Source organism: Enterobacter cloacae complex sp. HYC074_NIDB, assembly GCF_056673345.1.
In genome coordinates, this window is sequence record NZ_CP114214.1 from 912976 (window position 1) to 924618 (window position 11643).

Genomic DNA, 11643 nt, shown 5'->3' on the forward strand with positions numbered 1-11643 from the left:
GGGCATCAGACCGCACCGGAATAACTTATTTCCGCGTCAATTTCTCAAGATCCGCTTCAATCTCGCTGATCTTATTGGTGACTACGCTTTCCAGGTGACGCAGGTCGTCAAGGATCTTACGTTTCAGATCGACTTCGCTGCGATCGCGCTGGCAGATTTGATCGAGTTCGTCGATCACGTAGCGCAGGTTAGGGCTGATTTCCTGTACTTCTTTATATCCCTGACCGATACCGTCAGCGACAACGGTCTTACGCTGGCGAGGGTATTTAAACTTCACGCTTTTGGCGAAGAACTCTCCTTTGTCCTTGTGAAAATAGATTTTCAAAATATCGTTATTGGCTTCCTGGCGAAGACTATAACGATCAATTTCATCAGGATTGGTAATGCCCAGACTTTTCAGATTATCGTACATAGCGGTACCCTTGATCTCAACATAACCTATGAATAATTAACGAAAAAATCTATTTTCGCCACCTTCGGATATAAAAAAAGCGGGGTTGTCCCCGCTTTTTGTTATACCCGATTAATCGATGGTGCGCAGCAGTTCATTGATGCCTACTTTACCGCGCGTTTTCGCGTCCACTTTTTTCACGATGACCGCGCAATACAGGCTGTATTTGCCATCTTTAGACGGCAGGTTGCCGGAAACCACAACGGAACCGGCTGGAACGCGGCCGTAGTGAATTTCACCGGTTTCGCGATCGTAAATACGGGTGCTCTGGCCAATGTACACGCCCATGGAGATCACAGAACCTTCTTCGACGATCACGCCTTCAACCACTTCGGAACGTGCGCCGATGAAGCAGTTGTCTTCGATGATGGTTGGGTTAGCCTGAAGTGGCTCAAGAACGCCACCGATGCCCACGCCGCCGGACAGGTGAACGTTTTTACCGATCTGCGCGCAGGAGCCGACGGTAGCCCAGGTGTCCACCATGGTGCCTTCGTCAACGTAGGCGCCGATGTTCACGTAGGATGGCATCAGCACGGTGTTGCGTGCGATGAATGCCCCCTGACGAACGGCTGCCGGTGGTACTACGCGGAAGCCCTCTTTCTGGAAGCGCGCTTCGTCGTAATCCGCAAATTTCATTGGCACTTTATCGAAGTAGCGGCTTTCTGCTCCGTCGATAACCTGGTTATCGTTGATGCGGAAAGAGAGCAGCACAGCTTTCTTCAGCCATTGATGAGTAACCCACTGACCGTCGATTTTTTCTGCCACGCGCAGCGCGCCGGAATCCAGCAGGGAAATAACCTGGTTTACCGCTTCACGGGTCACGGTATCCACATTTGCCGGAGTGATGTCGGCGCGACGCTCAAAAGCGGACTCAATAACGTTCTGTAACTGCTGCATTGTTTACTCTTTCCATTTCACTAAAAAACACGTCACCCTTTATCGTTTGGATTGAGGGCTGCTGTCAACCGTTGTTGCACTTCAAGTTGCAGGTCATTATTAAGGGCACGCCGGTCGGCCGTCGCGATTATAAATAAATCTTCTACTCGTTCGCCAATCGTTGTAATTCGGGCGCCGTGAAGCGAAATTCCCAGATCGGCAAAAACCTGGCCGACGCGGGCGAGTAGCCCTGGCTGGTCGAGCGCAATCAGCTCAAGGAACGATTTACGGTCGGTATGGGTCGGCAGGAAATTGACCTCGGTATCGACGGTAAAGTGGCGCAGTTTTGCCGCCTGACGGCGCGGCTGCGGAGGTTGCCAGCTGCGCTGCGTAATCGCCTGCTCAAGGCCAAAGCGTATCCCCTCATGCCTGTCCGACGATAGCGGGCTGCCGTCCGGCTCCAGCACAATAAAGGTGTCCATCGCCATGCCGTCGCGGGTGGTAAAAATCTGCGCGTCGTGAACGCTCAGGTTACGCCTGTCCAGCTCGGCACAGACCGCTGCAAACAAATAAGGCCGGTCCGGGCTCCAGATAAAGATCTCCGTCCCGCCGCGTGTGGCCTGCGGGCTAAGCAGAATCATCGGTTTCGTCAGGTCGTGCTTCAGCAGATGCCGGGCGTGCCAGGCAAGCTGGTTTGGGCTGTGGCGTACAAAGTAGTTGGCGCGACAGCGCGCCCAAATCTGATGCAGTGCCTCTTCGTTGATGTTATCCATGCGCAGCAGGGCCAGCGCTTGCAACTGGTGATGGCGCACACGCTCGCGCATGTCCGGGGTATTCTGCATCCCGCGACGCAGCTGTTTTTCGGTAGCGAAATACAGCTCGCGCAGCAGGCTCTGCTTCCAGCTGTTCCACAGGGTTTCGTTGGTGGCGCAGATATCGGCTACCGTCAGGCAGACCAGGTAGCGCAGGCGGTTCTCCGTTTGCACTTCCTCGGCGAACTGCTTGATCACTTCCGGATCCTGAATATCACGACGCTGAGCGGTAACCGACATCAGCAGATGATGGCGAACCAGCCAGGCGATAAGCTGCGTTTCACGCGAGTTCAGGCCGTGCAGCTCGGCAAATTTCAGCACGTCCTGGGCACCGAGTACGGAGTGGTCGCCGCCGCGACCTTTGGCGATATCATGGAACAGAGCAGCGATCAGGATCAGCTCCGGGTGTGCCAGACGTGGCCACAGATCAACGCACAGCGGATGGCGGGATCGCGTCTCTTCTTTAGCGAAACTTTCCAGCTTCAGCATGACGCGGATCGTGTGCTCATCCACCGTATAGGCGTGAAACAGGTCGAACTGCATCTGCCCGACAATATGCGACCACTGAGGCATATAGGCCCACAGCACGCTGTGACGGTGCATTGGCAGCAGTCCGCGGCTGACGGCGCCCGGATGACGAAGCATGCTCAGGAACAACGAGCGCGCCTCCGGGATGTAACACAGCGGCTGCTTCAGATGACGCCGTGCATGGCGCAGATGACGCAGGGTAGTGGAGTAGATCCCGGTGATCGTGCTGTTGCGCACCATGGTATAGAACATTCGCAGGATCGCTTCCGGTTCGCGAATGAACAGCGTTTCGTCGCGCAGATCGATCAGCGTGCCGCGCAGCTGAAATTCGTCATCAATCGGACGCGGTTTTTCGTCAGCCGTCAGCGCGAGGATCGCCTCATCGAACAGCTGTAACAGCATCTGGTTCAGCTCAGAGACGCGGCGGGTGACGCGGAAGAAATCCTTCATCATTTGCTCGACCGGCTCGTTGCCCTCGCCCTGGTAATTCAGGCGCTGCGCCACGCTGAGCTGTCGGTCAAACAGCAGGCGGTTATCGTAGCGGGTGACTTCCAGGTGCAGGGCAAAACGGATGCGCCACAGCAGATGCAGACACTCATTGAGTTCGTTACGTTCGGCTTCGGTCAGAAAACCAAACCCGACCATTTCGTCCAGCGATGTTGCCCCAAAATGGCGACGGGCGACCCATTGCAGCGTGTGGATATCGCGCAGGCCACCGGGGCTGCTTTTAATATCCGGTTCGAGATTATAGCTGGTACCGTGATAGCGCTGGTGGCGCTGGTTTTGTTCTTCGACTTTCGCAGCGAAGAATTTTTCCGAAGGCCAGAAGCCGTCGCTAAAGATGTGCTTTTGCAGTTCGAGGAACAGCGCCACGTCGCCAATCAGGAGGCGGGTTTCAATCAGGTTGGTGGCGACGGTCAGGTCAGATAACCCTTCCAGCAGACACTCTTCCAGCGTGCGTACGCTGTGGCCCACTTCCAGCTTTACGTCCCAGAGCAGGGTCAACAGTTCACCGATTTTCTGCGCCCGATCGTCCGGCAGTTTTTTACGGCTTAAGATCAGCAGGTCGATATCAGAGAGCGGATGCAGTTCACCCCGGCCATAGCCACCAACAGCAACCAGCGCGACGTCGCTCACCTGTCCGAAACCGTAGTCGATCCAGAGACGTTGCAGGAGCTGGTCGATAAATTCGGTGCGCGCTTCAATGAGCTGCTCGGCCGAAACGCCTGCGTCAAATGCGCTTCCCAGCCAGCGATGGAAAACCTCCATGTGGGCTTTGATATGCGCGCAGGTCAGTTCATGCGGTGGCCAGACGCCCGGGTTATCAGGCTGGTCGGGGAGGGTGGGAAGTGCTGTGTTAGCATACTGTTCGGGTAAGAGATTACTCATCGTGCGCCACCCATAAGAAAAAGCTATCGCCATTAAAAAAGCCGGCATTCGCCGGCTTCTTATCACTCAATGTTCGTCAGTATCGCCGGGATGGTGTCATCCTTGCGCAACGTCATAATTTCGCAGCCGTTGTCTGTAACCACAATAGTATGCTCGTACTGTGCAGACAAGCTTCTGTCTTTGGTTTTTACCGTCCAGCCATCTTTCATGGTACGGATGCGGTAATCACCCGCGTTGACCATTGGCTCGATCGTGAAGGTCATGCCCTTTTGCAGCACTACGCCGCCGTCGTCTGCATCGTAGTGCAGAACCTGCGGTTCTTCATGGAACACACGACCAATACCGTGACCGCAATATTCGCGCACCACGGAGAAACCTTCCGCTTCCACAAATTTCTGGATTGCGGCGCCGATGGTGCGCAGGCGGATGCCCGGCTTCACCATTTTCAGCGCCAGGTAGAGGCTCTCTTGCGTTACTTTGCACAGACGCTCGCCCAGAATCGTTGGCTTGCCAACGATGAACATCTTAGAGGTGTCGCCGTGGTAGTCGTCTTTGATGACGGTCACGTCGATGTTGACGATGTCGCCATCTTTCAGCAGCTTCTCGTCATCCGGAATGCCGTGGCAAACCACTTCATTAATAGAGATGCAGACGGATTTCGGGAAACCGTGATAGCCAAGGCAGGCGGAGACCGCGTGCTGTTCGTTGACGATATAGTCGTTACAGATGCGATCCAGTTCGCCAGTGCTGACGCCCGGTTTCACAAACGGCTCAATCATTTCCAGCACGTCCGCGGCCAGACGACCGGCGACGCGCATCTTTTCAATTTCTTCAGGTGTCTTAATAGAGATAGCCATGTAATCTGTCCATCGGTGTCGATTTTTTCGACAATACTAGTGTAAGTGTTGTCAATGGTATCAGTCAGGCGCACCCCGTGCCAAATTGAGAATCATTAACAGCACACTCCGCCAACAATTATTGGTTTCTGGCCGTGTTTTGTGATATAAAGCGCGCCGGACTTCCGATCCATCTCAGATACACAGGCTGGACGGGAGCGACAAATCTCACTTTGTGTAACAACACACACGTATCGGCACATATTCCGGGGTGCCCTTCGGGGTCGGTAATATGGGATACGTGGAGGCATAACCCCAACTTTCAATATAGAGGTTTTAAACATGGCAACTGTTTCCATGCGCGACATGCTCAAGGCTGGTGTTCACTTCGGTCACCAGACCCGTTACTGGAACCCGAAAATGAAGCCTTTCATCTTCGGCGCACGTAACAAAGTTCACATCATCAACCTTGAGAAGACTGTACCAATGTTCAACGAAGCCCTGGCTGAGCTGAACAAGATCTCTTCCCGTAAAGGTAAGATTCTGTTCGTTGGTACTAAGCGCGCTGCAAGCGAAGCTGTGAAAGATGCTGCTAACAGCTGCGACCAGTTCTTCGTGAACCATCGCTGGTTGGGCGGCATGCTGACCAACTGGAAAACTGTTCGTCAGTCCATCAAGCGCCTGAAAGATCTGGAAACCCAGTCTCAGGACGGTACTTTCGATAAGCTGACTAAGAAAGAAGCGCTGATGCGCACTCGTGAACTGGACAAGCTGGAAAACAGCCTGGGCGGTATCAAAGATATGGGCGGCCTGCCAGACGCGCTGTTCGTAATCGATGCAGACCACGAGCACATCGCAATCAAAGAAGCTAACAACCTGGGTATCCCGGTATTCGCTATCGTTGATACCAACTCCGATCCGGACGGTGTTGACTTCGTTATCCCGGGTAACGACGACGCAATCCGTGCTGTTAGCCTGTACCTGAGCGCTGTAGCTGCTACCGTTCGTGAAGGCCGTTCCCAGGATCTGGCTTCTCAGGCGGAAGAAAGCTTCGTAGAAGCTGAATAATAAGGTTTTACCCCTTATTAGTACCGTGTATGAATAGGGGCCCATTATCGGCCCCTTTTTTCAATTTATACTGTTTGGCTCCCGGCCGGGCAGTTCACATCTCCCGAGGATTTAAGAATGGCTGAAATTACCGCATCCCTGGTAAAAGAGCTGCGTGAGCGTACTGGCGCAGGCATGATGGATTGCAAAAAAGCGCTGACCGAAGCGAACGGCGACATCGAGCTGGCAATCGAAAACATGCGTAAATCCGGTGCGATCAAAGCAGCTAAGAAAGCAGGCAACGTTGCTGCTGACGGCGTGATCATCACTAAAATCGACGGCAACTACGGCATCATTCTGGAAGTTAACTGCCAGACTGACTTCGTTGCTAAAGATGCTGGTTTCCAGGCATTTGCTAACAAAGTTCTGGACGCAGCGGTTGCAGGCAAAATCACTGACGTTGAAGTTCTGAAAGCACAGTTCGAAGAAGAGCGTGTTGCGCTGGTTGCTAAAATCGGTGAGAACATCAACATCCGTCGCGTTGCTTCCCTGGAAGGTGACGTTCTGGGCTCTTACCAGCACGGCGCGCGTATCGGTGTTCTGGTTGCGGCTAAAGGCGCTGACGAAGAGCTGGTTAAACAGCTGGCAATGCACATCGCTGCAAGCAAACCAGAATTCGTTAAGCCAGAAGACGTGTCTGCTGAAGTGGTAGAGAAAGAGTACCAGGTTCAGCTGGACATCGCGATGCAGTCTGGTAAGCCAAAAGAAATCGCAGAGAAAATGGTTGAAGGCCGCATGAAGAAATTCACCGGCGAAGTTTCTCTGACTGGCCAGCCTTTCGTAATGGATCCAAGCAAGTCTGTTGCTCAGCTGCTGAAAGAGCACAACGCTGATGTAACTGGCTTCATCCGCTTCGAAGTGGGCGAAGGCATCGAGAAAGTTGAGACTGACTTCGCAGCAGAAGTTGCTGCAATGTCCAAGCAGTCTTAATGATTGAAAAGGAGCCGCCTGAGGGCGGCTTCTTTTTGTCACCCGTCTCACGAAATCAGACAGGCTCCAGTATCGCTGTGCTGATTTGCGACATATCATGTCGCCAGAATTAACCCCATCTTAATCGTTGACAGTCTCAGGAAAGAAACATGGCTACCAATGCAAAACCCGTGTACAAACGCATTCTGCTTAAGCTGAGTGGCGAAGCGCTGCAAGGATCGGAAGGCTTCGGTATTGACGCAAGCATCCTTGATCGCATGGCACAGGAAATCAAAGAACTGGTCGAACTGGGTATTCAGGTTGGCGTGGTCATTGGCGGTGGCAACCTTTTCCGTGGTGCTGGTCTGGCGAAAGCGGGGATGAACCGCGTAGTGGGCGACCACATGGGTATGCTGGCAACCGTGATGAATGGCCTGGCGATGCGTGATGCGCTTCATCGCGCCTATGTGAACGCTCGCCTGATGTCCGCTATTCCTTTGAATGGCGTATGCGATAACTACAGCTGGGCAGAGGCCATCAGCCTGCTGCGCAACAACCGCGTGGTGATCCTCTCCGCCGGTACGGGTAACCCGTTCTTTACCACCGATTCCGCAGCCTGCCTGCGCGGTATCGAAATCGAAGCCGATGTGGTGCTGAAAGCGACCAAAGTAGATGGCGTGTTTACTGCCGACCCGGCAAAAGATCCTTCAGCGACCATGTACGATCAGCTGAGCTACAGCGAAGTGCTGGAAAAAGAGCTAAAAGTGATGGATCTTGCCGCCTTTACGCTGGCTCGTGACCACAAACTGCCGATCCGTGTCTTCAATATGAACAAGCCTGGCGCGCTGCGTCGCGTTGTTATGGGCGAAAAAGAAGGCACTTTGATCACGGAATAATTTCCGTCGGCGATAAATACAGGTAAGATTCCGCTTTATTTCGACGTGGTATCTTACCCGGGCGCGCCTTTGGCGTTGTCATGAATTAAACGCGACTATACTTAGCACACCTGTAGCGCTGTGCTGGCGGATAGTCTGCCTGAGACAAGTTTTCAAGGATCCGTAACGTGATTAACGACATCAGAAAAGATGCTGAAGTACGCATGGACAAATGCGTAGAAGCGTTCAAAAACCAAATCAGCAAAATCCGTACTGGCCGAGCTTCCCCAAGCCTGCTGGATGGCATCATCGTAGAATACTACGGTACGCCTACGCCACTGCGTCAGCTGGCGAGCGTGACGGTAGAAGATACCCGTACCCTGAAAATCAACGTGTTCGATCGCTCAATGAGCCCGGCCGTTGAAAAAGCGATCATGGCATCTGACCTGGGTCTGAACCCAAGCTCAGCGGGCGCGGATATTCGCGTACCACTGCCTCCGCTGACGGAAGAGCGTCGTAAAGACCTGATCAAAGTGGTTCGCGGTGAAGCTGAGCAGGGTCGCGTTTCCGTACGTAACGTGCGTCGCGATGCGAACGATAAAGTGAAAGCCCTGCTGAAAGAAAAAGAGATCAGCGAAGACGACGATCGTCGTTCTCAGGACGACATTCAGAAAATGACCGACGCGGCGATCAAGAAAATTGATGCGGCGCTGGCAGAAAAAGAAGCGGAACTGATGCAGTTCTGATTTTCGCTGTACACTGATAAACGCCGTTCAGAAGGACATTGAGTCTTGCTGGCGGCGTTTTGCTTTTATCTGGTCTAACTTTTGGGCATCTCATGAAGCATCTCACTCTCCTCGGCTCGACCGGCTCTATCGGTTGCAGCACTCTCGACGTTGTACGTCATAATCCTGACAGCTACACCGTAGCCGCGCTTGTGGCCGGAAAAAACGTGCAGCGAATGGTCGAACAGTGCCTGGAGTTTACCCCCCGTTTTGCGGTGATGGATGATGAAGAGAGCGCCCGCCAGGTAAAAGCGCTGTTGCAGGAGAAGGGCTGCCGTACCGAGGTGCTCAGCGGGCAACAGGCGGCGTGCGATATGGCCGCGCTTGATGAAGTCGATCAGGTTATGGCGGCAATCGTCGGGGCGGCGGGTCTTCTGCCGACGCTTGCCGCGATCGATGCGGGAAAAGATGTCCTGCTTGCGAACAAAGAGTCGCTGGTCACCTGCGGACGTCTCTTTATGGAGGCGGTAAAACAGCGTGGGGCACGTCTTTTGCCGGTCGATAGCGAGCACAACGCCATTTTTCAGAGTTTACCCCAACCTTTTCAACAAAACCTGGGGTACGCTGACCTGGAGCAGAATGGCGTTGTGTCGATTCTGCTTACCGGGTCTGGTGGCCCGTTCCGTGAAACGCCACTGTCTGAATTGAGCGCAATGACGCCGGATCAGGCATGTCGTCATCCGAACTGGTCAATGGGGCGTAAGATCTCCGTCGATTCGGCCACCATGATGAACAAAGGTCTGGAATACATTGAAGCTCGCTGGCTGTTCAATGCGTCGGCGAAACAGATGGAAGTGCTGATCCACCCGCAGTCGGTGATTCACTCGATGGTGCGCTATCAGGACGGCAGCGTGCTGGCCCAGCTGGGCGAACCGGATATGCGTACGCCAATTGCTCATACAATGGCGTGGCCAAACCGCGTAAAATCGGGCGTTAAGCCTCTCGATTTTTGCAAGCTGAGTTCACTGACGTTTAGCGAGCCTGATTACGACCGTTATCCCTGTCTGAAACTGGCGATGACGGCCTTCGATCAGGGGCAGGCGGCGACAACGGCGCTTAATGCAGCCAATGAAGTGACCGTTGAAGCATTCCTGAATCAGCAGATCCGCTTCACTGATATCGCCGCGTTGAATTTATCCGTGCTGGAGATGATGGATTTGCGTGAGCCGCAGAGCGTGGAAGAGGTGCTGGCCGTGGATGAACAGGCACGCATTGTTGCGCGTAAACAGGTGACACGTCTCGCAAGCTGGTGATAAAGCAAGCACTAGTCGTCGTGCTATTTGTTAGCGTTGGGCTTCAGTGATATAGTCTGCGCCACCTGATCGCAGGTATTTGGCTTTAAGTGGTCAGGTAAGCCGTGGTTTGACACGGCTTTTTTATGTATAGGCTTCAGTATTCCTGTGTACCGTTAAATCCTTTCAGGGACTAAAAACGCGTTATGTTGTCTGCGAATCAACCAATAAGCGAAAACTTGCCAGCACATGGCTGTCGCCATGTTGCAATCATCATGGATGGCAATGGCCGCTGGGCGAAAAGACAAGGGAAGATACGAGCCTTTGGGCATAAAGCTGGGGCGAAATCTGTTCGCCGCGCCGTTTCTTTTGCCGCCAATAACGGCATTGATGCGTTAACGCTCTATGCTTTTAGCAGTGAGAACTGGAATCGACCTGCGCAGGAAGTGACTGCGTTGATGGAACTGTTCGTGTGGGCGCTCGATAGCGAAGTAAAAAGCCTGCACCGCCACAACGTCCGCTTGCGTATTATTGGCGAAACCAGTCGTTTTAACTCACGTTTGCAGGAACGGATTCGCAAAGCAGAAGCGCTGACGGAAAATAATACCGGCCTGACGCTCAATATCGCGGCGAATTACGGCGGACGCTGGGATATTATCCAGGGGGTTCGGCATCTGGCTGAGCAGGTTCAGGAAGGGCTGTTAAGACCCGACCAGATTGATGAAGAGGCGCTGAGTCAGCAAATCTGCATGAATGAACTGGCACCCGTGGATTTGGTTATAAGGACAGGGGGGGAGCATCGCATTAGTAACTTTTTGCTGTGGCAAATTGCCTACGCCGAACTTTACTTTACGGATGTTCTTTGGCCAGATTTTGATGAACAAGACTTTGAAGGTGCGCTGCATGCCTTTGCCAATCGAGAGCGTCGTTTCGGCGGCACCGAGCCTGGTGGCGATAACGCCTGATGGGGGTAGCTTTTGCTGAAGTATCGCCTGATTTCCGCTTTTGTATTAATACCCGTCGTCATCGCAGCGCTGTTTTTACTGCCTCCGGTGGGATTCGCTATTGTTACGCTGGTGGTGTGTATGCTCGCCGCGTGGGAATGGGGGCAGCTTAGCGGCTTTACCTCGCGCACTCAGCGGGTATGGCTGGCGGTACTCTGTGGTTTTTTACTGGCCCTGATGCTGTATACCTTGCCTGAATATCATCACGATGTTCACCAGCCGCTGGTTGCCGGATCCTTATGGATATCGCTGGCCTGGTGGATTGCTGCGCTTGTTTTAGTGCTTTTCTATCCGGGCTCTGCGGCGATCTGGCGTAACTCTAAAGTGTTGCGCCTTATTTTTGGTCTGCTCACGATTGTTCCCTTTTTCTGGGGGATGGTTGCGCTGCGCGCCTGGCACTATGACGAAAACCACTACAGCGGCGCGATATGGCTGCTTTATGTGATGATTCTCGTCTGGGGGGCTGACTCCGGGGCCTATATGTTTGGTAAACTATTCGGCAAACATAAACTGGCGCCAAAGGTTTCTCCGGGCAAAACCTGGCAAGGCTTCATTGGCGGCCTGTTTACGGCAGCGATTATCTCCTGGGGCTATGGCGTCTGGGCGAATCTTGAGGTTGCCCCCTCCACGCTGCTGGTATGTTCGATTTTCGCGGCGCTGGCATCGGTGCTGGGTGATTTAACCGAGAGTATGTTTAAGCGTGAAGCAGGGATTAAGGACAGTGGTCACCTGATTCCAGGACATGGCGGAATACTGGATCGCATTGACAGCCTTACCGCGGCTGTTCCTGTATTTGCTTGCCTGCTTTTACTGGTGTTTGGGACGATATAACGGAAGGT

The 11643-nt window shown here is 53.4% G+C and carries 11 protein-coding genes; 7 read left to right on the forward strand and 4 right to left on the reverse strand.

Annotated features, from left to right (window positions below):
* Positions 1 to 25: 25 nt before the first annotated feature.
* The 4 genes from O1724_RS04360 to map form a co-directional block, all read right to left on the reverse strand.
* Positions 26 to 412 (reverse strand): DUF3461 family protein, encoded by a 387-nt coding sequence (locus O1724_RS04360; RefSeq protein WP_003856216.1) that lies wholly within the window; start codon positions 410 to 412, stop codon positions 26 to 28.
* A gap of 111 nt (positions 413 to 523) precedes the next feature.
* Positions 524 to 1348, reverse strand: coding sequence for a 2,3,4,5-tetrahydropyridine-2,6-dicarboxylate N-succinyltransferase (dapD, locus tag O1724_RS04365; protein WP_003856214.1), 825 nt, complete (start codon positions 1346 to 1348; stop codon positions 524 to 526).
* A gap of 32 nt (positions 1349 to 1380) precedes the next feature.
* On the reverse strand, positions 1381 to 4056 hold the full coding sequence (glnD, locus tag O1724_RS04370) for a bifunctional uridylyltransferase/uridylyl-removing protein GlnD (RefSeq protein WP_003856210.1): 2676 nt from the start codon (positions 4054 to 4056) through the stop codon (positions 1381 to 1383).
* A gap of 62 nt (positions 4057 to 4118) precedes the next feature.
* Positions 4119 to 4913 carry a type I methionyl aminopeptidase gene (map, locus tag O1724_RS04375; protein ID WP_003856208.1) on the reverse strand — a complete coding sequence of 265 codons (795 nt, stop codon included), beginning with the start codon at positions 4911 to 4913 and terminating at the stop codon, positions 4119 to 4121.
* Between the two features lie 321 nt (positions 4914 to 5234).
* Here map and rpsB point away from each other — a divergent pair, with 321 nt between their 5' ends.
* The 7 genes from rpsB to cdsA all read left to right on the forward strand — a co-directional run bounded on the left by rpsB (position 5235) and on the right by cdsA (position 11635).
* Positions 5235 to 5960, forward strand: a complete 726-nt coding sequence (gene rpsB / locus O1724_RS04380; protein WP_003856207.1) for a 30S ribosomal protein S2 — start codon at positions 5235 to 5237, stop codon at positions 5958 to 5960.
* 117 nt (positions 5961 to 6077) lie between these two features.
* Positions 6078 to 6929, forward strand: coding sequence for a translation elongation factor Ts (gene tsf, locus O1724_RS04385; RefSeq protein WP_003856196.1), 852 nt, complete (start codon positions 6078 to 6080; stop codon positions 6927 to 6929).
* Positions 6930 to 7078: 149 nt separating this feature from the next.
* Positions 7079 to 7804: a UMP kinase gene (pyrH, locus tag O1724_RS04390; RefSeq protein WP_003856194.1), complete on the forward strand. Its 726-nt coding sequence runs from the start codon at positions 7079 to 7081 to the stop codon at positions 7802 to 7804.
* Between the two features lie 167 nt (positions 7805 to 7971).
* Positions 7972 to 8529, forward strand: a complete 558-nt coding sequence (frr, locus tag O1724_RS04395) for a ribosome recycling factor (protein ID WP_003856180.1) — start codon at positions 7972 to 7974, stop codon at positions 8527 to 8529.
* Positions 8530 to 8621: 92 nt separating this feature from the next.
* Positions 8622 to 9821, forward strand: a complete 1200-nt coding sequence (gene ispC / locus O1724_RS04400; RefSeq protein WP_023315432.1) for a 1-deoxy-D-xylulose-5-phosphate reductoisomerase — start codon at positions 8622 to 8624, stop codon at positions 9819 to 9821.
* A 185-nt stretch (positions 9822 to 10006) separates the two neighbouring features.
* Positions 10007 to 10765: a (2E,6E)-farnesyl-diphosphate-specific ditrans,polycis-undecaprenyl-diphosphate synthase gene (ispU, locus tag O1724_RS04405; RefSeq protein ID WP_003856176.1), complete on the forward strand. Its 759-nt coding sequence runs from the start codon at positions 10007 to 10009 to the stop codon at positions 10763 to 10765.
* Positions 10766 to 10777: 12 nt separating this feature from the next.
* A complete protein-coding gene (gene cdsA, locus O1724_RS04410; protein ID WP_003856175.1) occupies positions 10778 to 11635 on the forward strand; it encodes a phosphatidate cytidylyltransferase in 858 nt (285 codons plus the stop codon).
* Positions 11636 to 11643: the final 8 nt, after the last annotated feature.